Origin of the sequence: Mycobacterium sp. SMC-16 (assembly GCF_046250085.1) — a bacterium.
Taxonomy (GTDB): Bacteria; Actinomycetota; Actinomycetes; order Mycobacteriales; family Mycobacteriaceae; genus Mycobacterium; species Mycobacterium phocaicum.
The window spans coordinates 3,409,875-3,432,606 of record NZ_CP176427.1; the positions used below are offsets into that span (position 1 = coordinate 3,409,875).

The window sequence follows — 22,732 nt, forward strand, 5'->3', positions numbered from 1 at the left end:
TCAGTACGTAGACACCGCGTTCTCTGCTGCCCAACGCTTTTCGGCATCGGAGCCCATGGGCGGCGGGATCAGACCGTTGATCATCCAGAGGTCCTCACTGGTCTCATCGACATGGAATTCCCAGTGCGGGTTGTCATGCGCTTCCAGGTACGGGCTCAGGATCGCCTTGATCCAGTGGGCGATCCGGTGGCGATGGTCTTTGTCTACCGCCCGGCGAGCGATGTGGTCGATGACCACCCGCAGCCCGACGTCCGTCTGCTCACCACCGACATACAGGTCGCCCGAACGGGTTTCGTTGAAGATCACGACAACGTAGAACCGCGGCAGCCCGGCCTTCTCGTAATGATCGGTGATGCTGCGCGCCAGCGCACGCTTGTCCTCGGCGGTGAAGAAATCCGGCGTGTGGTGAATGGTCCACAGCGGCATACTGTTCAGACCGCCATCGCGAAGGTCAGGTTCTCCACGGGGCCGGACAACGCAGACTTGACGCCCACCGACACCTCGTCAGCCAAGACCTCGACCGCGCCCGCTTCCAGACCGTCGATGATGCGAGTCGCGATGTCCACCGCCGTCGTCTTCGGCCCCGGGATGTCGGCGACCATGTCGGTCTCGATCAATCCGGCGTGCACACCGACCACCTGCGTGCCTTGCGCGGCCAGCTCGCCGCGCAGGGAGTTGGTGACCGACCAGATCGCGGCCTTCGAGGCGCCATACGCCGCGCTTCCGGCCACCCACGACAGCACCGAGTGCATGTTGACCAGCGCGCCGCCGCCATTGGACGCCAAGATCGGCGCGAAGGCCCGCGCCACCCGCAGCGGCCCGAACACGTTGATGTCGAATGTCGCCTCGATGTCATCAAAGCTGCCGGTCAGCAGCGGGGCGGGCAGCAGGATGCCGGCGTTGTTGAAGACGATCTCGGCGTCGGACGCGATGTCGGCGAACGCGGAAACCGATGCCTCCGAACGTACTTCGAGTTCAACCGGCACCACTTCGGGGCGGTCGTCGGTGAACGACGAGCGGCCCGTCGAGTAGACCTTGCGCGCTCCCCTGGCCAGCAGCTCGTCGACAAGAGCGGCGCCCAGGCCCCGCCGTCCGCCGGTCACCACAACCACCTTGCCTGCCACTGCGACCATCTGAACACGCTCCCTTGCTGAATAACGATGTCGTTACTAAGATGGAAGCACGGATATCTGAGTAACGCAAGCGTTATCCAAAAGAGGGTGTGATGGAGTTCGAAGAAAGACTGCGCGACCGGCAGTGGTCGGTCGGCAATGCCTGCTCGGTCGCCAAGCTGCTGGACCTGCTCAGCACCAAGACGGTTTTCCTCGCCGTACGCGAAAGTCTCTTCGGCACAACGCGATTCGAGGACTTTGTCGAGCGGATCGGGACCTCGGCGCCTGCGGTGTCGCGCGCCCTCAAACAACTGGAAGCCTCTGGGCTGATGGTTCGGGTGCCGTATCAGGAGCCCGGTAAGCGGGCCCGGGACGAGTACCGGCTGACCGAGGCCGGCGAGGATCTGCTGCCGGTGTACCTGGCGATGAGCCAGTGGGGCGACAAGCACCTGCAGAAGGGCGGCCGCGGCCCGCTGTGCTTCGTCGACCGGGAGTCCGGAAATCGGGTTGGCGTTATCGTCACCGATGATCCAAATGCTGCCACGGTTTCCGCAGGTGACATCGAGATCCGGCTGAACCGGTAGTGACCTTTGCCCGTTCCGGAATCAGCAACCCTCACGTGGCCGTTGGAGATGAAATGACTGCGCAGCCGTTCACCGACCTCACCACCGTCACCGCGGTGGGCGATGGCACCTTCACTGCGACCATCGATCCGGTGTGGACCATCGGCCCGAAGGTGCACGGGGGCTGCATGATGGCGGTGTGTGCCGCGGCTGCGCAGCAGGCCATCGGTTCGGAATCCGAGCTGGCGCCCGTCGCCGTGAGTGCCAACTACCTGAACGCTCCGGACCCCGGTGAGGTGCAGCTGACGACAACGGTCCGTAAGCACGGGCGCCAGGTTGCCCTGGTCGATGTGCAGCTTTCGCAGAACGGGCGGACGGCGGTCACCTGTGCCGTCACCCTCGGACCACTCGATGCCAAGCCGCCGCGCTACCAGGAGTCCCTCGAGGCGTCCTACCTTCCCGTCGAGCCGCCCGCGGACGCCGTACCGGTGACCGCGGGTCACTCGGTCGGTGCGATCGTGCACGTGGCACAGGGGTGCGAATTCCTGCTCGACGCCGCGACGCCGTTCCTCTCCGGCGAGGAGGGCGACCCCGTCAACCGAATGTGGTTGCGGCCCTTCGCCGATGACGAGGCCAATCCGGACACCGCCCTGCTGTTCGCGTTGATGGCGGGCGACATCACTCCCCCGGTCACCATGAATCAGGGGCACTTCGGCTGGACCCCCACCGTGCAGCTCACCACCTACGTGCGACGGCGGCCGGCGCCGGGCTGGCTGCGGGTGCAGGCCAGTTCGACCGTGGTCGGCGAGACGTGGTTCGAGGAAGACCACGTCATCCTCGACTCCACCGGTCAGGTGGTCGTGCAGAGCCGACAGCTGGCGATGCTGCCGCGCGGCTAGGCGCCCAGCTCCACCAGCTGCGCGTCGCCCTGGATCGTCGAGAACTGTTGCCACCACACCCAATCGGTGATCGCTGCCCGCAGGTCGGCCGCGTACGGCGCCGTGTACGCGCGGTACAGCGCCGCGGACTCCTGCAGGCGGCCGTAGGCGGCCAGCTTCTCCAGGTGTGCCGTCCGGTAGGTTTCGCCCGTCGTCTGCATCAGCGGCCGGATTGATTCCATCCACGCCTTGCCGATGGCCGCCGCGTCCGGCGGGACCAGCTGAACCGGCTGCGGCGGCAACGCCTCATGCAGCTGCGCATCCGGCCACTCCGCAAGCTTCGCGGCCGCCTCGGGAGCGATGACCTCCAAGCGGGTGCGACCCTTCATCAGGCCGTCCGTCGGAATGTCTTCGGGCGGAATGACTCTCGTCTGCAGGCTGCCCGCGTACGGTTGCACTTCCTGCTCGGTGCCGATGACCACCTTGAGCGTCTTCTCATGGAAGGTGCACCACGCCTGCAGCGCGACGAACGGCTCGCGGACCCAGCGGCCGCGCTGACCGGCCGGGACGCGCTCGTCAGCGCTGACGAAGATCACCTGCGACGGCAGGCACATGCCGTCCGGAATGAACGACACCCCATAGGAATTCGCGGCGATGATCTCGCCGTCGGTCGTCACGCCGACCGCCCACACGAAGTTCCACGCCATCGGCGGGATCGACGGCGGCGCGTGCAATGCCGCCGCGATCCGCTCGGCGAACTGCACATCCGCGTCCCCCGCGGACTTGCGCACCAAACCGGCCCGTGCCGCGGCAGCCATCGCATCACGCTCAGCGCGCGCTGCCGTCACCGGGATCGGCGCCGCCGCAGCGGCGTTCTGCTGCTGGTTGGTCGACATCGGCGCGACGCCGGGACCAGCCGGACCGCCGGCACCTGCGCCGGGTTGAGCGACCGGAGCGGCCGGCGATGGCGTCGGCGCCGGACCCAACGGGGCGGCCGGCGCTGCGCCGGCCGGAGTACTGGTCGCCGGTGCTGCGGTGCTCGCCGATGCCTGCGCGACGGGTGCCGCACCTCCGCCGCCGGTACCTGTCGCCGCGCCGCTGGCGGCAGCAGGAGCGCCTGACCCGGCGCCCGTCTGGGTGGCCGGCTCGGGCGTTGTGAGCGGAACAGCATTCGCCGCTGCGGACAACGGCTGCGTCGGCAGTTGGCCGAAGGGGTTCTTTGGAGTATCCGGCGCCTGCTGGCCTGCTGGCTGGCCGGTGCCTTGCTGGCCGGTGCCTTGGCCGGTCGGCGAAGCTGACGGGCTGCCCGGCGAACTGGCAGAAGAAGATGCAGCTGTAGTGGCGGATGCGGAGCCCGGGGCATTCGAGCGAGTCGCGGTCGACGCCGGGATCCCGGAGCCGGGAGTGCCCGCAGTCTGCGTGGTCCCAGCGACGGTCGTGCCCGAAGGCGATCCAGTGGTTACCTTCTGTCCGGGACCCTGCTCAGTGACATGCTGGCCTGCGCCACCCAACACCTGGCCTTGGCCGTTCCCCGGTGGATTCACCAGCGGCTCCGCAGGCTTCTGCTGGCTCTCGTGGCTAGCGCCACCACTAAGCACCTGGCCCTGGCCTTCCGCCGGTGGGGTCGGGTTCTTAGGCGTGTCTTTCTTTTCCGGCTGAACTACGTGGTTCGCGCCACCGCTCAAGAGGTCGCCTTGTCCGCCGCCGCCCCCGGGTCCACCACTCGGTCCCCCCGGCACCGGGGGCGGGGTACCTGGCGTAGCGGGGTTTTGAGTCGGCGGCGGCGGTGGCGGAGGCGGCATCTCGCCCTTCGCTCCAGGTGTACCGGGTGGAACACCCAACTCTTGTGCCAGACCAGAAGCGCACGCCGCCACTGCCGCGGTGTTTTCGGCAAGGCCTGCAGCCACCAACGACTGAATCGACTTGATGAACGTCACGGCCGTGTTGAAAAACGTATTGGCCGCTGCAGCGTCCCCTGACGAGCAATGATCAATACCTGTGGATGAGGCCCGAGGAGGCGGCCTGAAAGTGGGCGCACCTTCCCGAGGATGATCATCACGGAATCAGGTATTCGATCAAGACCGGCGTTGGCGCGCTGGTTGGGAAGGTACGCCCATGCTCACCGTAGTTCACGATGCCGAGGAGGCCAACGGCGGCGAGGCCGGCCGGTCGTTGTTGGACGAGATCGTCCGCGACGGAGCCCGGCAGATGTTGGCCGCTGCCCTGCAGGCCGAGGTCGCCGCGTACGTGGCCGCATTCGCTGATCAGCTCGACGAGAACGGTCACCGACTGGTGGTCCGCAACGGCTATCACCAGCCGCGTGAGGTGCTGACCGCGGCCGGTGCCGTGCAGGTGAAGGCGCCGCGGGTCAACGATCGCCGTGTCGACCCCGATTCTGGTGAGCGGCAGCGGTTTTCCTCGGCGATCCTGCCGGCCTGGGCACGCAAGTCCCCGCAGATGAGTGAGGTGCTGCCGCTGCTGTATCTGCACGGCCTATCGACCAGCGACTTCGGGCCCGCACTCGAGCAGTTCCTCGGCTCGGGTGCCGGGTTGTCGGCCACCACGATCACCCGTCTGACCGCGCAGTGGCAAGACGAAGCCCGTACGTTCGCTGCCCGGGACCTGTCCGGCAGCGACTACGTCTACCTGTGGGTCGACGGCATTCACCTCAAGGTCCGCCTGGACCAGGAGAAGCTGTGCCTGCTGGTGATGCTCGGCGTGCGCGCTGACGGCCGCAAAGAGCTCGTGGCGATCACCGACGGCTATCGGGAGTCATGCGAGTCGTGGGCGGATCTGCTGCGCGACTGCAAACGCCGCGGCATGACCGCCCCAGTGCTGGCCGTCGGCGATGGCGCGCTCGGGTTCTGGAAGGCGGTGCGGGAGGTATTCCCGAAGACCCGAGAGCAGCGCTGCTGGTTCCACAAGCAGGCCAACGTCCTTTCCGCACTGCCGAAGTCAGCGCATCCGGCCGCGCTGGCGGCCATCAAGGACATCTACAACGCCGAAGACATCGACAAAGCTCAGGTCGCGGTCAAGGCCTTCGCGGTTGCCTTCGGCGCGAAGTACCCGAAAGTGGTCGCCAAGATCGTCGACGACCTCGATGTCCTGCTGGAGTTCTACCACTACCCCGCCGAGCACTGGATCCATCTGCGTACCACGAATCCGATCGAATCCACCTTCGCCACAGTGCGTTTGAGAACGAAGGTCACCAAGGGTCCGGGATCGCGGGCCGCTGGATTGGCCATGGCCTACAAGCTGATCGACGCAGCCCAAGCCCGTTGGCGGGCCGTCAACGCCCCACATCTGGTCGCCCTCGTCCGCGCCGGAGCGGTCTTCCACAAAGGCAAACTGCTCGAACGGCCCACCGACATCACCCCACCGACACCACCGTCAGACGGCGATCAACACACCGAAACGGAGGTCGCCTGAAACACCCCGATCCACAGGTATTGACAATTGCTCTCCCCTGACTGCGCCGCCGCGCAACCGGCCGCGAGCATCTGAAGGGCTGCCTTCGCGAATACCTGGCAGACCTGCTCAGTGGTCTCCGCGGTCTGATTCACCGCATTCTTAGTTTGCACCACTGCGGATTCGGCGCGGAAAACCTTCCTGGCCGCCGCGTAGACAGCTGCGCACGCGTCCCCGTACGAACCAAGAACCCCTTTGGCGGCAGCCTCTGCGAGCCGACCAGCCTCGCCTTCCCAGTCCGACAACTGCATTCGCTGGTGAGCATGGTGCGGGATCACCTCGCCATCAAGGCGATCGCCCAATGACATCAGCCGGACGGCGATGTCATTGAGCGCGTTCTCGTCAACATCCGGAAACGCTGGACCTTCGACAGTCTTCGGACCGTAGTCACCTGGATGAAATCGATCAATTGCCATATTGGATCGTCCTTCGACCGGCGTAGATCAGAATTGCCGAATAGTCAGGGTCGACAATGCCGGCTCGACTCCCTATGGGAACCGCCGAATCGCTCTCAGACATTGGAGTACCGAATCTCAACCCGCAGCGTAATTGCACGCCATACGCACGACCGCGGCCGCTCCCTGACCAGCAGAGTAAAGGGTGTGATCATTCGGCTGATAAGTCGATAGAGCCTCAACATATGTGCGTTGGTATTGAACACCCAAGAGGATGAAATCCTTCACAACTGGATTCGAGCTCGTCTCAGTCAACTTCTCGAGAGCGTCTGCCATGGAATTCATCGCTGGGATAACCGCCTCGGTGAGGGACTGCTGCTCTGGCGACCAATTGCTCGCAGGAATCTGAGGATCGGTCGTCATCCAGCTCTTGAATGCTGGGTTCTGGGCCAACTGATCAAGAGTCAGGCTCAAATTCGAACATACCGAGTCAGCGGTTTCAAACATTCGCGTTGGGTGTGCCGGATCCCCGACTGGGGCAACCACTGTCGGAGGTTTTTGTGGAGGAACCGCCGATGCTCGCGCCGCAGCAGAACCCGACGAAATCGCATCGCAAACATACGTAATTACCAGGCCTGCCGTCGCCGCTGTTCGCGCCAAGTTGTCGTCAATCGGCTTGTACGTAGAAATGCTGTCCGCGTATGCACGCATATACACAATGGACTGCTCGTATAGTTCTCGCATTGCACGGTGGGGAGTCATCCGAGCTAGCGGCACGATCTGATCGGCGGCCTTACGCCATGCCTTTCCGACAGTCTCGTATTGAGTCCGAGCATCTGGTGTCCACAACGACGCTGGGATCGAAGGATCACGGTCCCGCCAGCCTTTGCCCTCGACCCCCGCCAAGGTATTCGTGATCGGCCCCCACGGCGCACACGACGGATCCTCAGTGATGATGCCAACCGGACCCTTGTCGTTAGCACTCGCGACGTCGGCCGGCGCAGCAGAGGTCTGGGTACCACCGCCACCACCGTTGCTGTCACCGCTGTTCTTGGTGCAGGACACCGCGACTACAGCCGTTACCGCGATCACCGCGACCAACGACACCGCCCCGATGGCCCACTTGGCTGCACCGCCCTTTTTCGGCGGAACCGGAGCCGGCCACGGCTGCTGCGGACCCCACTGCCCACCCGGACCCGGCTGGCCTGGCCAGCCACCCGGCTGCTGCGGCGGGGGCGCACCCCACGTCGGCGGTTGCGTCACAGATCGTCCTCCCTCAGATACTCAACGCAAAACAGTCAAGACCGAAAATTACACATCAACCGCGGGATTTGCGGCGTGGCGCCCCGACCGCGGCGCAGGCGACGACGGCGGCACGGGCGCTGCGGGACCGCTAGACGGTCCCGCGGCAGTGTGCTTCTTGTCGGCCTCTGGCTCCTTCTTTTCCTCGGGCTTCTCGTCCCGCTTCTCCTCGCGGGCCTTCTCATCGCCCGGCTTGCGGTCCTCAGGCTTGAGCTGTTGGCCGGCCGCCCCACCGACTCCGCCGGGTCCAGCGCCACCCTCGCCTGGCTTGCCACCGTCCTTGCCGGCTTGACCAGCCAGCTGCTGGACCTGCTGGCCGATCTGCTGGGCTGCCTGCATCGCGGTCTGCGGCACCGAGCCCAGCGCTTGCATGGCCTGGGCTGGTGCCTGGAAGGCCTGCATCGCCATGCCCATCATCTGGCCGAACTGGCCCATCCCGCCGTCAGCGCCACCACCGGTCTTGCCGGCAGCGGACGCGGGATTGAGGCTCTCACCGGCCTTCTGGATCGCCTGTCCGCCCGCTTCGTCGCCGCTCTGATAGGCGCTGCGAGCCGACGACACCTTGCCCGCGAATTCATGATCTTTGGCCTGCGCCGCCGCGACCTTTTCGTTCGCGCCGTCGACCAAGGTCGGCAGGTATGACGAGAGCATGAGGCTGACGGGGTCGGCACCCGCGGGGATGTTCACGGCCTCAGCCGGCTTCACCGAGCCCGCGGACCACGACATGGTCTCCAGATCGATACTCAAATGCTCGCTCAACGCGTCCACCCCCACTTCTGGACAGTCCCGCATCTGAGATTACCCGCACCACCAACCCCAGTCCTGCACCAATCTTGCGCAGCGCTGAGGACGAGTTTGCTCAAATCACGAACCGCAGCGGAAACCCGCGTTAGGCGGCCGAAGTCACGCGGTAGACGTCGTACACACCCTCGACGTTGCGCACCACGTTCAGCACGTGACCGAGATGCTTCGGATCACCCATTTCAAAAGTGAAGCGGCTGATCGCAACTCGATCGTTGGACGTGGTGACCGACGCCGACAGGATGTTGACCTTCTCGTCGGCCAGTACCCGGGTGACGTCCGAAAGCAGCCTGTGCCGGTCCAGCGCCTCGACCTGAATGGCAACCAGGAACACCGACGACGGCGACGGGGCCCACTTCACGTCGATGATGCGCTCGGCCTGCTGCTGCAGCGACGCGGCGTTGGTGCAGTCGGTCCGGTGCACACTGACGCCACCACCGCGGGTCACGAAACCCATGATGTTGTCGCCAGGCACCGGTGTGCAGCACTTGGCGAGCTTGCACAACACCCCGGGCGCACCCGGAACCGCCACGCCCACATCGTCGTTCGTGCGGCGCCGCACCGGCATGGTGGCCGGCGTCGACCGTTCGGCGATCTCGTCGGCAGCGTCGTCGTCGCCACCGAGCGTGGCCACCAGTCGCTGCACGACGTGCCGCGCCGAGACATGTCCCTCACCGACAGCGGTGTACAGCGCCGAGACGTCCGCGTAGCGCAGTTCGCGCGCGAGCGCGGCCATCAGTTCGGCGTTCATCAACCGCTGCAACGGCATTCCGCCGCGGCGCACCTCACGGGCGATGGCGTCCTTGCCGGTCTCCAGCGCCTCTTCACGCCGTTCCTTGGCGAACCACTGCCGGATCTTGGCCTTCGCGCGCGGCGACACCACAAACGTCTGCCAGTCGCGCGACGGCCCAGCATTCTGCGCTTTGGAGGTGAAAACCTCTACCACTTCGCCGTTTTCGAGCTTGCGCTCGAGCGCGACCAGCCGGCCGTTGACGCGGGCGCCGATGCAGCGGTGCCCGACCTCGGTGTGCACGGCATACGCGAAGTCGACGGGCGTGGAACCGGCCGGCAGCGTGATCACGTCACCCTTGGGGGTGAACACGAAGATCTCCTGCACGGCAAGGTCGTAACGCAGCGACTCCAGGAACTCGCCCGGGTCCGCGGCCTCACGCTGCCAGTCGAGCAGCTGGCGCATCCACGCCATGTCGTCGATCTCTGTGGCGTGGCCGCCGGCGGGCAACCCGTTGCGGCCCTTGGCTTCCTTGTACCGCCAGTGCGCGGCGATGCCGTACTCGGCGGTGCGGTGCATGTCGATGGTGCGGATCTGCACCTCCAGTGGCTTGCCCTCCGGGCCGACGACCGTGGTGTGCAGCGACTGGTAGACGCCGAACCGCGGCTGCGCGATGTAGTCCTTGAACCGCCCGGCCATGGGCTGCCACAGCGAGTGCACGACACCGACGGCGGCGTAACAGTCCCGAATCTCATCGCACAGGATGCGGACGCCGACCAGGTCATGGATGTCGTCGAAGTCGCGGCCCTTGACGATCATCTTCTGGTAGATGGACCAGTAGTGCTTGGGCCGGCCTTCGACGGTCGCGTTGATCTTCATGGCCTGCAGCGAATTGGCGATCTCGGCGCGCACTTTGGCCAGGTACGTGTCGCGCGACGGCGCCCGGTCGGCGACCAGGCGCACGATCTCCTCGTACCGCTTGGGGTGCAGGATCGCGAAGGACAGGTCCTCCAGCTCCCACTTGACGGTGGCCATACCGAGCCGGTGAGCAAGCGGCGCAATGACTTCCAGCGTCTCGCGAGCCTTGCGGGCCTGCTTCTCGGGCGGCAGGAAACGCATGGTGCGCATGTTGTGCAGCCGGTCGGCAACCTTGATCACCAGCACGCGAGGATCGCGCGCCATGGCGATGATCATCTTGCGGATGGTCTCGGCCTCGGCCGCCGAGCCCAGTACCACCTTGTCCAGCTTGGTGACGCCGTCGACCAGATGCCCGACCTCGGTGCCGAACTCGGCGGTGAGCGCCTCGAGCGTGTAGCCGGTGTCCTCGACGGTGTCGTGCAGCAGCGCGGCGACGAGCGTCGTGGTGTCCATGCCGAGCTCGGCCAGAATGTTGGCGACAGCCAGCGGATGGGTGATGTACGGATCACCGGACTTGCGCAGCTGCGGCGCGTGCCGCTCCTCGGCGATCTCGTAGGCGCGCTGCAGGATCGCCAGGTCGGCCTTCGGGTAGTACTCGCGGTGCACCGCGACAAGCGGCTCGAGGACCGGATTGACCAGGCTGCGCTGCGCCGTCATCCGGCGGGCAAGCCGGGCACGGACCCGGCGGGATGCACTGACGGTGCCGGACACCGCCGGCTCGGGCGGCGCCGACTGGACCTGCGTCACCTTGTCGTCAGCCAACGCCGCACACCTCCTACACCTGGTTTGTCGAGGATAGCTCCTCAGACCACGTACAGGCTGGTGACCGGTAGCGGTTCCAGCACAGCGCGTCCGCCGAGGCCGTCGAGTTCCAGCACGACGGCGGCAGCGGTCACTGTCGCACCCGCCGCCTGCAGCAGCCGGACCGTCGCAGCAACCGTGCCACCGGTAGCCAGCACGTCGTCTATCACGACAACGCGCCGGCCGGTCAGATCGATCCCATCGGCGGGAATCTCCAGCGTGGCAGTGCCGTACTCCAGCGCGTACGACTGGCTGTGCACCGGCGGCGGCAACTTCCCGCCCTTGCGGACCGCGAGCACTCCGGTGCCCAGCCGGGTCGCGACCGCGGCCCCGAGCAGGAACCCGCGCGCGTCGATACCGGCGATCAGATCGACACCGTCGGCCACCTCGGCCAGTGCGGCCGTGACGGCCGCCAGTCCCCGGCCGTCGGCGAGCAACGGCGTCAGGTCCTTGAACTGGATGCCGGGCTCCGGGAAGTCCGGCACCTCACGGACCAGCTCGGTGAAGAGGGTGTTCAGATCGGTCACTTGCTCCCCCAGCGGTCCATGTTCCAGCCGGCGCCCCACCGCGTGGGGTTGGCGCGCACGAGCGTCAGGTCATTCGTCACCAGCAGGGTCCGCTGCTGGCGGTACAGCGGCAGCGTCGGCACGTCGCCCCACAGGACGCCGGCTCCTTCCCCGAGCAGGCGCGCCTGCTCCTTGGGGTCGGTGGTCACGGCCAGGGCGGCGATGACGCCGTCGACGCGTTCGTTGGCGTAGCCGGACAGGTCGTTGCCGTTGCCGCCGTGCAGTGCGTACGCGTCCACCACCGACGAACCACTCGAACCGCTGCCCGCCGCGCCCCCACCACCAGAGAGGAGCACGTCGATGTCGTTGGCGCGCAAGCTTTGTGCACCCACCGTCGGCGAGGCGACCTGCTGCACGGTGATGCCCGCGGCGGCGCACGATTTGGTGATCGCGTCGACGACCGACGCCAATCGGGCATCCGGGCCGCGATACCCGATCCGCACGGTCAGGGGCTGGCCGCCCGCGGCGGCGCGCGCCCCGTCCACGTCTGCGGCAGCGAATTGTCCACTCGCATCGATGTTTTCGGCCACCGCCAGGGAATCGTCCGACGCCGTGTTGAGTCGCGCGTCGCTGACGGGGACCCCGACCGCGGCGGCGATGGCGTCCCGCGGCGTACACAGCGCGACGGCACGGCGCGCGCCGGGATCGGCCAGCGCGCCCTGGGCCGCGAAGATCAACTGCTGGATGTCATCGGACGCGCTGTCCTTGCGCACGTAGCTCGACGGCACATCGTCCTTGCCGACCACGCCGGCGGCGATGTCGACGACCTCGGCCTTGCCCGACTTGATCCGGCTCGCGATATCGGCGCCCCGCGGCGCCACGGTGATCTTGCCGATCACCGGCTTGGCACCCCACCATTTGTCGTTGGCCGCCAACGTGATCGAGCCGTCCTTGGCCACCGACGCGAGCTTGTAGGGGCCGGCCGAGGGGAACTTCTTGAGGTCCGCGTCGGGCTTCAGTTCCCAGGTGGTGTTCCACGCTTCGGCGATCTTGTCGATGGTCGGCCCGTCGGCGCTCTGCAGCGCCTTGGTCACGCCGCCCTCGCCGAGACCGAGCGTGTCATCCAGCACGTGCGCCGGCAGCATCGAGGTCGCCGCGAACAGCTGTCCGTAGTCGGTGATGTCGCGGTCGCGGACGAACGTCACCCGGGCTCGTTTCTGGCCGGGCGTGCAGTCGACGACCGCGACATCGCTGTATCCCGCGCGGCTGGCCGCGTCGAACGCCGGGTACTGACCCGACTGCGCGGCCCAGGCCAGCACCATGTCGTCACACGTCACCGGCTTGCCGTCGGAGTAGACGGCGCTGTCGTTGATCTTGTAATCGAGCGTCAGCGGGGCCCGGCCCATCACCGAAACGGTGCCGAAGTCGCGGTCGGCGACCACCTGCCCGTCGGGCCCGCGATAGTTGAACCCCGTCTGCACGCGCGAAAATGCTTGCGGCGCACCCGAAGCCGCGCCGACGACCGACGCGGTGTTGTAGGTGGGCAGCGCGCCGTCGACGATGTAGTCGACGGCGTCGGCTGAGCTGTCACAACCGGACAGGCCGAGACCGGCCACCAACATCACCGCACCGGCCAAGGCGGTTCGGCGGAACCGGGCGGGCATCGAGGGCTAGCCCCGGGTGCGCTTACCCGACGGCTTACCGGTGGGCCGCAACGGCTTGGCCCCCGGCGCCGGCTTTTCCGGCGCGTCCACCGCACCGACCGTCACCTCGTCGCCGCCGGTGGCCCCGCGCTCGATCGACGACTTACGGCGGTTGAGCACCCGGCGGGTGTGGTTTTTCACCAGGTCGGTGCGCTCGCGCATCGACACCAGCAGCGGCGTGGCGAAGAAGATCGACGAGTAGGTGCCGACGATGACACCGACCAGCTGGACCAGCGCCAGGTCCTTCAGGGTGCCGACACCCAGCAGCCACACGGCGACCACCATCAGCGAGATGATCGGCAGCGCCGAGATGAGGCTGGTGTTGATGGACCGCATGAAGGTCTGGTTGACGGCCAGGTTGGCCTGCTCGGCGAACGTCCGCCGGGTGGTGTGCTCGAAGCCGTGGGTGTTCTCCTCGACCTTGTCGAACACGATGACGGTGTCGTAGAGCGAGAAGCCGAGAATCGTCAGGAGGCCGATGACGGTGGCGGGCGTGACCTCGAACCCGACGAGCGAGTAGACACCCGCCGTGCTGATCAGGTCGAAGGCCAGCGACGCCAGCGCCGCGAGTGCCATGTAGCGCTCGTAGCGGATGGTGATGTAGATCGAGACGATGACGATGAACACCACCAGCGCGATGAGCGCCTTCTTGGTGATCTGATCGCCCCAGGTCGACGACACTGCCGAATCGCTGATCACGGCCTTGGACGCCTTGCCGTCCTCGCCCTTGGGCTGGAACGCGTCGAACAACGCGTTGCGCACCTTCTCGGTATCGGCAGTCGACAGGGTCTCCGTGCGGATTTGCAGGGTGGCCGAGTCACCGTTGCCGACGCGCACGACCGACTCCGGGGCATGGCCGAGCGCCTTGTTGAAGACGTCCTCGACAGCCTGCGGCGTGGCGGTGGTGGAAACGCCCGCCACGGGCATCGCGATCTTGGTTCCACCCTCGAAATCGATACCGAAGTTGAAACCACGGACCAGGATGCTGGCGATCATGACCAGCATGATCACGCCGCTGATCGCGTACCACATGCGGCGCTTGCCGATGACCTCGAAGGCGCCGGTACCGGTGTAGAGCCGAACGAAGAATCCGTGTTGCGGCAGGCTGCCGCCCTGCTCGGCGGCGGTGGTCTGCTCGATCTCGGTGGCCGAATCTTCTTCGGCCGCAGCCGATTCGGTCAGCTCGAGGTCGGTGTCGTCAGTTGAATGCTTCGACATGTCGGTGTTACCCCTGTCCCGTCAGGCTGGCCGCTCGCCGCTCGCGCGCAATCTGCTGCACGGCGCCGAGACCGTTGTACGCAGGCTTGGCCATCCGAGCCGACTTGGAGGCCAGGAAGACCAGCGGCCACGTCACCAGGAACACCACCACGATGTCGAGGATCGTGGTCAGACCCAGGGTGAACGCGAAGCCCTTCACCTGGCCGACAGCCAGGATGTAGAGCACCAGGGCGGCCAGGAAGGTGACCGCGTTACCCGAGACGATGGTCTTGCGGGCCCGGGCCCAACCACGCGGCACTGCCGAGCGGAAACTGCGACCCTCCCGGATCTCGTCCTTGATGCGTTCGAAGAACACCACGAACGAGTCGGCGGTCGTGCCGATACCGATGATCAGACCCGCGATACCGGCCAGGTCGAGCGTGTAGTTGATGTACCTGCCCAGGAGCACCAGGATCGCGAACACCATGGCGCCCGACGCGATCAGCGACAGCGCGGTCAGGATGCCGAGGACGCGGTAGTAGGCCAGCGAGTACAGCAGCACCAGGCCGAGGCCGATCAGACCGGCCCATAGACCCGCGCGCAGCGACGTCAGGCCCAGCGTGGCCGACACCGTCTCGGCCTCCGACGACTCGAACGACAGCGGCAGCGAGCCGTACTTCAGGACGTTGGCCAGGTCTTTGGCCGTCGAGGCGTTGAAGTGGCCGGTGATCTGCGTACGGCCGCCCGGGATCGCCTCCTGGATGGCGGGCGCGCTGACGACCTGCGAGTCGAGCACGAACGCGGTCTGGGTGCCGATGTTGGCCGCGGTGAAGGTGGCCCAGACGTCGGCGGCCTTCTCCTTGAACGTGACATCGACGACGTACTCGCCCTGCTGCTGGTTCAGGCCCGACGACGCGTCCTTGATCTCGTCACCGCTGATGATCGACTTGTCCAGCAGGTAGACCTCTTTGTGGTCCTTCGAGCAGGTCACCAGCGGCAGGTTCGGATCGTCGTTGCCGGCCAGCACGTCCTGCTGGTCGCAGCGGGTGGCCTGGAACTGCAGTGCCAGAAGCTGAATCTGTGGCTGCGTGCTCTGACGAAGGGCCTTCTCGTCGGCGATGCGCTGGGCCAGTTCGGCCTTGGGTCCCTGCGGTCCCGGCGCGGGCGCGGGGGCGCCCGGTGCGGGGGCGGCGGGAGCACCCGGTTCCGGTGCACCCGGGGCGGCGGGTGCCGGCGGCGCCGGCGTGGCCGAGGTGTCCGACGGCGCCGGGGTCGGCTCCTCCGGGAAGGGCCGCGGCTGCGGGGCCGGGGCGGGCGCCGGCACGGTGGAGGCCGGGTGCGCGGGCATGCCGGGCGTCGGCGGGGTGATCGGCGCCTCGGGCTCGGCCGGGGCAATCAGCGGCGGCATGCCGGGCATGCCAGGCAAGCCGGGCATGCCACCGGGTGCGCCGGGCATGCCACCGGGAGCCGGAGCTGCCGGTGCGGCGGGCTTCGCGGGCTGGGCGCCCTGCGCCGGGATGACGTGCACGACGGGCCGGATGAACAACCGCGCGGCCTGGCCCAGGTTGCGGGCCTCGCTGCCGTCCTGGCCGGGCACGGTGATGATCAGGTTCGAACCGTCGATCACGACCTCAGAACCCGAGACACCGAGGCCGTTCACACGGGCGCCGATGATCTCCTGGGCCTGGATCAGCGCCTCGCGGGTCGGCGTCGAGCCGTCAGGGGTACGTGCAGTCAGGGTGACCCGGGTACCGCCCTGCAGGTCGATGCCCAGCTTGGGCTTGGCCTGCTTGTCGCCGGTGAGAAACACCAGAAGGTAGGCGCCGACCAACAGCGCCAGGAACAACGACAAATAGCGGTATGGGTGCACCGGCGCCGAAGACGATGCCACGGTTCTAGGGTCTCCTTGAGATCGGTACGTCAGCCCCGCAAAGGGTACGTGTTGGTGCGGGAATGTCAGCCTTCGGTCTTCGGCGTGCCCTCTTCGGCGACAGCCGAGGTCGGACCTTCAGCGGCGGACGCCGCAGTCAGGTCGTCGGCGGCCTCGGTCTCGGGCTCGATGCGATCGCGCACGGCCAGCTTCATCCAGGTCGTGATGACGCCGGGGGCGATCTCCAGATCCACGTTGTCGTCGTCGATCCGGGCGATGGTGGCCTGCAGACCGGACGTGGTGTGCACGCGGTCGCCGACCTTCAGCGAGTTGTGCAGGTCGATCGTGGCCTGCATCTGCTTCCGCTGCCGCCGCGACGCGAAGAACATGAAGGCACCCATGACCAGGAGCAGCGGCAGGAAGACGACCAAATCCATGACAGCGAAAATCTTTCGTTCTGTTGAGTCTGTGAACAGGCAAGCGGGCCGGACCAGCCGTACGCCGTGCCGCGGTAGTGACCAGTGTGCCATCTAGGGCGTCAACGCCGACCACCCACACCGCGCGCGATTCGGCGGCCCACTATGTGGGACAACTGGCTAGCAATTATTTTCGCAAAAGTAAGATGGGAATTTCATGTGGGTAAGCAGTCATACCGTGCAACTCAGTTAACAATGCGCTAGCTTTTCCCGGGTGTGAGGGAGGTACGGGACGTTGGCCTGGCAGCGGATTCGACAGTGGTGGCACCGGCCCGACCACTACGAATGGCTGTCCGCCTACATCGAGAACCGTGGCCTTCAGCCCTACTCCCGCATCTTCGTCTGGCTGGTCGTGCTCAGCGGCGGCATGGTCGGCCTCGCAACGATCTGGAGTCCGTCCGGTCCGGCAACCGTCTTCTCCGTCGCGGTACCGGTCGTCGCCGGCGTCGTCGCCATCGGGTGCTCGCTCGTCTGGCTGACGCGCTGGCCGCGACGTCGCCAGTCCACGGTGATCGTGATCCTGCTCGACTTCTGCATCGCCGGCGTGTGCCTGGTGCAGCGGGATCCGAAAGCGGCTGTCGCCGTGTTCGTCGGCCTCGTCTCCAATACGCTGCTGCTCCCGCTCGCCGTGCATGTACTGGTGATGATGCTGGGCGACGACTCTGCCGTGGCCCACCTCGACCCCCTGACACAGCTGCCGAATCGCCGGGGTTTCGAGCAGGCGATCCGCCCGATGCTCGCGGGCCCGCGCGCCGAATCCGAGATCAGCGTCATCCTCCTGGACCTCGACGACTTCAAACGCATCAACGACACCCTCGGGCACGCGGCCGGCGACCGGGTCCTGATGGACGTCGCCGGGGTCATCATGAATGCCCTGCCCAAGGGCGCGGTCGCGGCCCGGATCGGCGGCGAGGAGTTCGTCATCGCCATCCGCGGCAACCAGGCCAGCGCCCTTCGATTCTCCGAGCGACTACGCCGGAACATCGCCACGAAGCCGTGGTACATGACAGCGAGTTTCGGCATCGCCCACGCCCCGGCCGGCAGCAGGCCGGTCATGGATCAGCTGCTGGCCTCTGCCGATCACGCCATGTACGTCGCCAAACGAGCCGGCGGGGATCAGGTCAGCAGCACGTCACCCGACGTGGTCCGGAAGTAGACCTGCCACTGGTAGTAACCCGCGAACGCGGCGGGGTCGGCGGCCAGCACCGCCGCATAGTCGTTGACGGCGCGGACATATGCGCCGGAATGGTTGTAGTGATGGATGGCGCCATCACGGTCGGCGGCGAAACCGTTGGCCGCCAGGTAGCTGCCGGCCGCGAGAATCGAATCCCGCGGCGAGCGGATGTCACCGGAGCCGTAAGCCGCGAACGTCGACGGCAGGAACTGCATCGGCCCCTGCGCCCCGGCCGTGCTGTCACCGTTGATCCGGCCGAACCGCGACTCGATGAGGTTGATCGCCGCCAGGTAGGTCCAGTCGACCCCGGAGAGGAATTGTCAATACCTGTGGATCGGCTTGTTTCAGGCGACCTCCGTTCCAGTTGATTCGGTCGGTGCCGAGTCCGCCGACGGGGTGATGTCGGTGGGTCGCTCGAGCAGTTTGCCTTTGTGGAAGATCGCGCCGGCCCGGACCAGAGCGACCAGGTGCGGTGCGTTGACGGCTCGCCAGCGGGCTTGCGCGGCGTCGATCAGCTTGTAAGCCATGGCCATTCCGGCGACGCGTGAACCCGGCCCCTTGGTCACCTTGGTCCTCAAACGTACCGTGGCAAACGTTGATTCGATCGGGTTGGTAGTGCGCAGATGGACCCAGTGCTCGGCCGGGTACTTATAGAACTCCAGCAGCACATCGGCGTCATCGACGATCTTGGCGACCGCCTTGGGGTACTTGGCGCCGTAGTCCACCTCGAACGCCTTGATCGCCACCTGCGCGTGGTCGATATCCTCGGCGTTGTAGATCTCCCGCATCGCCGCGATCGCCCCCGGATGAGCCGACTTTGGCAGGCAGGCAAGAACATTGGCCTGCTTGTGAAACCAGCACCGCTGCTCGCCGGTGGCCGGGAACACCTCACGCACGGCCTTCCAGAACCCCAGGGCCCCATCGCCGACGGCCAGCACCGGTGCGGTCATCCCGCGACGTCGGCACGACCGCAACAGATCAGCCCACGACTCGGCCGACTCCCGGTACCCGTCGGTGAGCGCGACCAGCTCCTTGCGGCCGTCAGCGCGCACACCGATCATCACCAGCAAACAGAGCTTCTCCTGCTCCAGGCGCACCTTGAGATGGATGCCGTCGACCCACAGGTAGACGTAGTCGGTGCCCGACAGATCACGGGCCTCGAAGGCCTTGGCCTCGTCCTGCCACTGCGTGGTGAGTCGGGTGATCGTCGTGGCCGACAAGCCGGCACCCGAGCCCAGGAACTGCTCCAACGCCGGACCGAAATCACTGGTCGACAAGCCATGCAGATACAGCAACGGCAACACCTCGGTCATCTGCGGCGACTTGCGCACCCACGCCGGCAGGATCGCCGAGGAAAACCGTTGCCGCTCACCAGTGTCCGGGTCAACACGTTTGTCATTGACCCGCGGCGCGGTCACACTCACCGCGCCCGCCGCGGTGAGCACCTCGCGCTCGCGGTGATAGCCATTGCGCACCACCAGCCGGTGCCCGTTCTCATCAAGCTCACCGGCATGAGCCTCGATGTAGGCGGCGACCTCAGCCCGCAACGCTGCGGCCAGCATCTGGCGGGCACCGTCGCGGACAATCTCATCGAGCAACGACCGCGACGAGCCAGCATCCTCGTTGGATGAATCCGCATCGTGAACTACCGTGAGCATGGGCGTACCTTCCCGAACCAGCGCGCCAACGCCGGCTCTTGATCAGACCTTCGACATTCAGATCATCCTCGGGAAGGTGCGCCCTTTCCTACGCCGCCTCGCCGAGGCTCATCCACAGGTTCTGATCATTGCTCGGGGACCCCGGACGCCGCCTGCGCCTCGCGGTAATAGCCGAGCAGTTCGTCGGCGGGCGCCGGTGGCTGGATGGTCCACGGCGGCAGAGTGTCCCGCGGGGGCGTCATCCCGAACAGCTGACGGCCGGCATCGACGTTGTGGCCGTACGCCGCGGCCAGCGCCGGCGGAATCCGCGGCGCGATGACCGCATCCCACTCCGGATGCCTGGCGATCTCGCGATAGGCCACCTGCTGCCGGTGCGCGGCATCGATCAATACGGGCTCCGGCGTCGCCGGATCGCGCACGGCCTGCTCGTCGGCGACGAGCGTGTCGGCGAGTTGTACCGGGTCCGGGCCCGGGTCCGCGGCGGAGACGCCGCCCCCGGTGAAAGTCAGCACGACAGCGGCAACGACGGTCGCGCAGCGGCGAATCACCCCAGGGATCCGATCAACAACGCGGCGATGCCCAGCACCGGGAGGATGCCCTGGGTGATGGCCGCGCGTGCCTTCTCCGGTGACGACAGCAGCAGCACCAGCGCCGCGGCGGCCATCGACCCGATGCCGGCGAAGATCAGCGCCAGCCCGACCGCCTTGCACCCCGAGACGAGTGCCGCGATGCCGACGCCCGTGACGATGGCCAGGAACAGGTTGTAGAACCCCTGATTGAATGCCAGCTCCTTGGTGTCCGCCGCCTGTTGCTCGGTGAGCCCGAAGGTGGCCCTGGTCCGCGGCGAGGTCCAGGTGAGCGACTCCATCACGAAGATGTACACGTGCAGCAGCGCGGCGAGGCCGGCAACGATCAATCCTGCGGTCAGCATGGGCCTTATTCAAACAGGCCGGCCTGCCCAAGTCCGTTTATCGGTGGTTGCAGGCCCAGGTGCGTCCACGCTTGCGGCGTCGCCACGCGCCCCCGCGGCGTCCGGGCGATCATGCCGGCCCGCACCAGGAACGGCTCGCACACCTCCTCGACGGTGGTGGCCTCCTCCCCGACCGCGACCGCGAGCGTCGAGACGCCGACCGGACCGCCCCCGAAACTCTTTGTGAGCGCGGTCAATACGGCCCTGTCCAGGCGGTCGAGGCCGAGCTCGTCGACGTCATAGACCGCCAGCGCAGCCTTGGCCACGTCCCGGGTGATGACGCCGTCGGCACGAACCTCGGCGTAGTCCCGGACGCGGCGCAGCAACCGGTTCGCGATACGCGGCGTGCCGCGGGACCGCCGGGCCACCTCGGCACCGGCTTCGGCACCGAGTTCGATGCCGAGGATGCCGGCCGACCGGGCGAGCACCCGCTCCAGTTCGGGTGGCTCGTAGAAGTCCATGTGCGCGGTGAAGCCGAACCGGTCACGCAGCGGGCCGGTCAGTGCTCCCGAGCGGGTTGTCGCACCGACGAGGGTGAACGGCGCGACCTCCAGCGGAATCGATGTCGCGCCGGGCCCTTTGCCGACCACGACGTCGACCCGGAAGTCCTCCATGGCGAGGTACAGCATTTCTTCGGCGGGCCGGGCGATGCGGTGAATCTCGTCGATGAACAGCACGTCGCCCTCGACGAGGTTGCTGAGCATGGCGGCCAGGTCGCCGGCGCGTTCCAGCGCGGGCCCGGAGGTGACGCGCAGCGACGAACTCAGTTCGGCGGCGATGATCATGGCCAGCGAGGTCTTGCCGAGGCCGGGGGGCCCGGACAGCAGGATGTGGTCAGGCGTGCCGCCGCGATTCTTGGCGCCTTCGAGCACCAGTTGCAGCTGTTCACGCACCCGGGGCTGGCCGATGAACTCGCGCAGCGACTTGGGTCGCAGGCTGGCGTCGACATCGCCCTCACCGACGGTCAGCGCGGGCGAGACGTCGCGCTCGTCGGGTTCGGCGCCCTCGTCTTCGAACCGGCTCACTTCTTACCCAGCATCGACAGGGCCGCCCGCAGCGCGGTGGCGGTATTGGCCTCGGGATCGTTGGCGAGCACTTTGTCGGTGGCCTCTTCGGCCTGCTTGGCCGGAAAGCCTAGGCCGACAAGGGCTTCCACGACGGGCCCACGGATGGAGTGGCCGCCGGCGACGCCGGCGCCGGCACCCGCCGTCGCGCCGATCTTGTCGCGTAGTTCCAGGACCATGCGCTCGGCGCCACGCTTGCCGATGCCCGGCACCCGGGTCAGCGCGGTGACGTCACCGTCGGCCAGCGCCTGTCGCAGGGTCGGTGCGTCGTAGACCGCGAGGGTCGCCAGCGCGATCTTGGGACCGACGCCGGAGACGCCGAGCAGGACGTTGAACAGATCCCGGGCGTCGGAGTCGCCGAAGCCGTACAGCGTCTGGGAGTCCTCGCGCACGATCATCGCGATGATGAGCCGCGACTCGGTGCCGCGGCGCAGCGTGGACAGTGTCGCCGGGGTGGCCATGATCTTGTAGCCGACACCGGCGGCCTCGATCACCGCGTGATCGAGCGCGATGTCGATGACCTCGCCACGGACCGATGCGATCATGCGCGTGCCGCCTTCACCTTCGCCGCGTACTGCTTCTTGAACTCCGCCGCCTTGGCCTCCGCCGCGGCCATCCGGGCGATCATCGGCGCCCGCCAGCAGTGGCAGATGGCCAGGGCGAGCGCGTCGGCAGCGTCGGCCGGAGTCGGTTTCTGTTGCAGCCCAAGAATTTTGGTGACCATGGTGGTCACCTGAGCCTTGTCCGCACGACCGTTTCCGGTGACCGCGGCCTTGACCTCACTGGGCGTGTGGAAATGGACGTCGATCCCCCTGCGTGCGGCGGCCAGCGCGATGACACCGCCGGCCTGCGCGGTACCCATGGCGGTGTTGGCGTTCTGGTTGGCGAACACCCGCTCGATGGCGATGACGTCGGGACGATGGGTGTCCATCCAGTGCTCGACAGTGTCACTGATGGTCAGGAGTCGCCGCTGCAACTCGACGTCGGACGGGGTGCGCACCACGTCGACATCGAGCGCAGTGACCTTGCGCCCTGTGCCCCCCTCGATCATCGAGAGACCACAGCGCGTCAGACCAGGGTCGACGCCCATCACCCGCACGCCCACTCCTCACTAGTCCCGAACAGCTGTTCGATAGCTTAGCGGGC

22 protein-coding genes and 1 pseudogene are annotated in these 22,732 nt (G+C 66.8%); 4 read left to right on the plus strand and 19 right to left on the minus strand.

Annotated features, from left to right (window positions below; genetic code table 11):
- Together ACJEIK_RS16420 and ACJEIK_RS16425 are read right to left on the minus strand one after the other, a co-directional pair.
- Positions 1 to 426, minus strand: coding sequence for a tautomerase family protein (locus ACJEIK_RS16420; protein ID WP_409430007.1), 426 nt, complete (start codon positions 424 to 426; stop codon positions 1 to 3).
- Between the two features lie 5 nt (positions 427 to 431).
- On the minus strand, positions 432 to 1,133 hold the full coding sequence (locus ACJEIK_RS16425; protein WP_409430008.1) for an SDR family oxidoreductase: 702 nt from the start codon (positions 1,131 to 1,133) through the stop codon (positions 432 to 434).
- A gap of 92 nt (positions 1,134 to 1,225) precedes the next feature.
- On the opposite strand from ACJEIK_RS16425, the gene ACJEIK_RS16430 reads away from it, so the two are divergent.
- Together ACJEIK_RS16430 and ACJEIK_RS16435 are read left to right on the plus strand one after the other, a co-directional pair.
- Positions 1,226 to 1,696 carry a winged helix-turn-helix transcriptional regulator gene (locus ACJEIK_RS16430; RefSeq protein WP_409430009.1) on the plus strand — a complete coding sequence of 157 codons (471 nt, stop codon included), beginning with the start codon at positions 1,226 to 1,228 and terminating at the stop codon, positions 1,694 to 1,696.
- A gap of 53 nt (positions 1,697 to 1,749) precedes the next feature.
- A complete protein-coding gene (locus ACJEIK_RS16435) occupies positions 1,750 to 2,574 on the plus strand; it encodes a thioesterase family protein (RefSeq protein WP_409430010.1) in 825 nt (274 codons plus the stop codon).
- Here ACJEIK_RS16435 and ACJEIK_RS16440 read toward each other — a convergent pair.
- Positions 2,571 to 3,740, minus strand: coding sequence for a secretion protein EccK (locus ACJEIK_RS16440; RefSeq protein WP_409430011.1), 1,170 nt, complete (start codon positions 3,738 to 3,740; stop codon positions 2,571 to 2,573). The genes ACJEIK_RS16435 and ACJEIK_RS16440 overlap by 4 nt on opposite strands.
- Before the next feature lie 928 nt (positions 3,741 to 4,668).
- On the opposite strand from ACJEIK_RS16440, the gene ACJEIK_RS16445 reads away from it, so the two are divergent.
- Positions 4,669 to 5,982: an IS256 family transposase gene (locus ACJEIK_RS16445; RefSeq protein WP_067990476.1), complete on the plus strand. Its 1,314-nt coding sequence runs from the start codon at positions 4,669 to 4,671 to the stop codon at positions 5,980 to 5,982.
- On the opposite strand, the gene ACJEIK_RS16450 is transcribed toward ACJEIK_RS16445, so the two are convergent.
- From ACJEIK_RS16450 to yajC, 9 genes are all read right to left on the minus strand, one after another.
- The gene (locus tag ACJEIK_RS16450; RefSeq protein ID WP_409430012.1) at positions 5,955 to 6,437 is read right to left on the minus strand and encodes a hypothetical protein; all 483 of its coding nucleotides are present in this window, start codon (positions 6,435 to 6,437) and stop codon (positions 5,955 to 5,957) included. The two genes, ACJEIK_RS16445 and ACJEIK_RS16450, sit on opposite strands and share 28 nt — an antisense overlap.
- Before the next feature lie 117 nt (positions 6,438 to 6,554).
- On the minus strand, positions 6,555 to 7,679 hold the full coding sequence (locus ACJEIK_RS16455; RefSeq protein ID WP_409430013.1) for a Vmc-like lipoprotein signal peptide domain-containing protein: 1,125 nt from the start codon (positions 7,677 to 7,679) through the stop codon (positions 6,555 to 6,557).
- A gap of 48 nt (positions 7,680 to 7,727) precedes the next feature.
- A complete protein-coding gene (locus ACJEIK_RS16460; protein ID WP_409430014.1) occupies positions 7,728 to 8,477 on the minus strand; it encodes a hypothetical protein in 750 nt (249 codons plus the stop codon).
- A 130-nt stretch (positions 8,478 to 8,607) separates the two neighbouring features.
- Positions 8,608 to 10,929, minus strand: coding sequence for a RelA/SpoT family protein (locus ACJEIK_RS16465; protein WP_064858993.1), 2,322 nt, complete (start codon positions 10,927 to 10,929; stop codon positions 8,608 to 8,610).
- A gap of 41 nt (positions 10,930 to 10,970) precedes the next feature.
- Positions 10,971 to 11,495 (minus strand): adenine phosphoribosyltransferase, encoded by a 525-nt coding sequence (locus ACJEIK_RS16470; protein WP_061003134.1) that lies wholly within the window; start codon positions 11,493 to 11,495, stop codon positions 10,971 to 10,973.
- The gene (locus tag ACJEIK_RS16475) at positions 11,492 to 13,138 is read right to left on the minus strand and encodes an ABC transporter substrate-binding protein (protein ID WP_061009343.1); all 1,647 of its coding nucleotides are present in this window, start codon (positions 13,136 to 13,138) and stop codon (positions 11,492 to 11,494) included. Before ACJEIK_RS16475 ends, ACJEIK_RS16470 begins: the two co-directional genes overlap by 4 nt.
- Before the next feature lie 6 nt (positions 13,139 to 13,144).
- On the minus strand, positions 13,145 to 14,395 hold the full coding sequence (secF, locus tag ACJEIK_RS16480; RefSeq protein ID WP_409430015.1) for a protein translocase subunit SecF: 1,251 nt from the start codon (positions 14,393 to 14,395) through the stop codon (positions 13,145 to 13,147).
- Positions 14,396 to 14,402: 7 nt separating this feature from the next.
- Complete coding sequence (secD, locus tag ACJEIK_RS16485; RefSeq protein ID WP_409430016.1) at positions 14,403 to 16,265, minus strand: protein translocase subunit SecD; 1,863 nt, start codon at positions 16,263 to 16,265, stop codon at positions 14,403 to 14,405.
- A 65-nt stretch (positions 16,266 to 16,330) separates the two neighbouring features.
- Positions 16,331 to 16,681, minus strand: a complete 351-nt coding sequence (gene yajC, locus ACJEIK_RS16490) for a preprotein translocase subunit YajC (protein ID WP_060999861.1) — start codon at positions 16,679 to 16,681, stop codon at positions 16,331 to 16,333.
- Positions 16,682 to 16,955: 274 nt separating this feature from the next.
- Here yajC and ACJEIK_RS16495 point away from each other — a divergent pair, with 274 nt between their 5' ends.
- Positions 16,956 to 17,876 carry a GGDEF domain-containing protein gene (locus ACJEIK_RS16495; protein ID WP_060999863.1) on the plus strand — a complete coding sequence of 307 codons (921 nt, stop codon included), beginning with the start codon at positions 16,956 to 16,958 and terminating at the stop codon, positions 17,874 to 17,876.
- Here the strand turns inward: ACJEIK_RS16495 and ACJEIK_RS16500 are convergent.
- From ACJEIK_RS16500 to ruvC, 7 genes and pseudogenes are all read right to left on the minus strand, one after another.
- Positions 17,837 to 18,205, minus strand: a pseudogene (locus ACJEIK_RS16500) (lytic transglycosylase domain-containing protein); the annotation flags it as partial. The gene ACJEIK_RS16495 and the pseudogene ACJEIK_RS16500 sit on opposite strands and share 40 nt — an antisense overlap.
- 33 nt (positions 18,206 to 18,238) lie before the next feature.
- Positions 18,239 to 19,552, minus strand: coding sequence for an IS256 family transposase (locus ACJEIK_RS16505; protein ID WP_052536990.1), 1,314 nt, complete (start codon positions 19,550 to 19,552; stop codon positions 18,239 to 18,241).
- Positions 19,553 to 19,677: 125 nt separating this feature from the next.
- Positions 19,678 to 20,100 (minus strand): hypothetical protein, encoded by a 423-nt coding sequence (locus ACJEIK_RS16510; RefSeq protein ID WP_409430017.1) that lies wholly within the window; start codon positions 20,098 to 20,100, stop codon positions 19,678 to 19,680.
- Positions 20,097 to 20,483 (minus strand): DUF1304 domain-containing protein, encoded by a 387-nt coding sequence (locus ACJEIK_RS16515; RefSeq protein ID WP_060999864.1) that lies wholly within the window; start codon positions 20,481 to 20,483, stop codon positions 20,097 to 20,099. The genes ACJEIK_RS16510 and ACJEIK_RS16515 overlap by 4 nt, the downstream gene beginning before the upstream one ends.
- Before the next feature lie 5 nt (positions 20,484 to 20,488).
- Positions 20,489 to 21,547, minus strand: coding sequence for a Holliday junction branch migration DNA helicase RuvB (gene ruvB / locus ACJEIK_RS16520; protein ID WP_060999866.1), 1,059 nt, complete (start codon positions 21,545 to 21,547; stop codon positions 20,489 to 20,491).
- The gene (gene ruvA, locus ACJEIK_RS16525) at positions 21,544 to 22,131 is read right to left on the minus strand and encodes a Holliday junction branch migration protein RuvA (protein WP_060999868.1); all 588 of its coding nucleotides are present in this window, start codon (positions 22,129 to 22,131) and stop codon (positions 21,544 to 21,546) included. Before ruvA ends, ruvB begins: the two co-directional genes overlap by 4 nt.
- Entirely contained in the window at positions 22,128 to 22,685 is a 558-nt protein-coding gene (gene ruvC / locus ACJEIK_RS16530; RefSeq protein ID WP_029105302.1) for a crossover junction endodeoxyribonuclease RuvC, read from the minus strand. Before ruvC ends, ruvA begins: the two co-directional genes overlap by 4 nt.
- Positions 22,686 to 22,732: the final 47 nt, after the last annotated feature.

Coding starts and splice junctions, on each gene's coding strand:
- ACJEIK_RS16430 (WP_409430009.1), top strand. CDS start 1,226: ATGGAGTTCGAAGAAAGACTGCGCGACCGGCAGTGGTCGGTCGGCAAT.
- ACJEIK_RS16505 (WP_052536990.1), bottom strand. CDS start 19,552: ATGCTCACGGTAGTTCACGATGCGGATTCATCCAACGAGGATGCTGGC.
- ACJEIK_RS16515 (WP_060999864.1), bottom strand. CDS start 20,483: ATGCTGACCGCAGGATTGATCGTTGCCGGCCTCGCCGCGCTGCTGCAC.
- secF (WP_409430015.1), bottom strand. CDS start 14,395: ATGTCGAAGCATTCAACTGACGACACCGACCTCGAGCTGACCGAATCG.
- ACJEIK_RS16435 (WP_409430010.1), top strand. CDS start 1,750: ATGACTGCGCAGCCGTTCACCGACCTCACCACCGTCACCGCGGTGGGC.
- ACJEIK_RS16445 (WP_067990476.1), top strand. CDS start 4,669: ATGCTCACCGTAGTTCACGATGCCGAGGAGGCCAACGGCGGCGAGGCC.
- ACJEIK_RS16475 (WP_061009343.1), bottom strand. CDS start 13,138: ATGCCCGCCCGGTTCCGCCGAACCGCCTTGGCCGGTGCGGTGATGTTG.
- ruvA (WP_060999868.1), bottom strand. CDS start 22,131: ATGATCGCATCGGTCCGTGGCGAGGTCATCGACATCGCGCTCGATCAC.
- ACJEIK_RS16450 (WP_409430012.1), bottom strand. CDS start 6,437: ATGGCAATTGATCGATTTCATCCAGGTGACTACGGTCCGAAGACTGTC.
- yajC (WP_060999861.1), bottom strand. CDS start 16,681: ATGGATTTGGTCGTCTTCCTGCCGCTGCTCCTGGTCATGGGTGCCTTC.
- ACJEIK_RS16425 (WP_409430008.1), bottom strand. CDS start 1,133: ATGGTCGCAGTGGCAGGCAAGGTGGTTGTGGTGACCGGCGGACGGCGG.
- ACJEIK_RS16420 (WP_409430007.1), bottom strand. CDS start 426: ATGCCGCTGTGGACCATTCACCACACGCCGGATTTCTTCACCGCCGAG.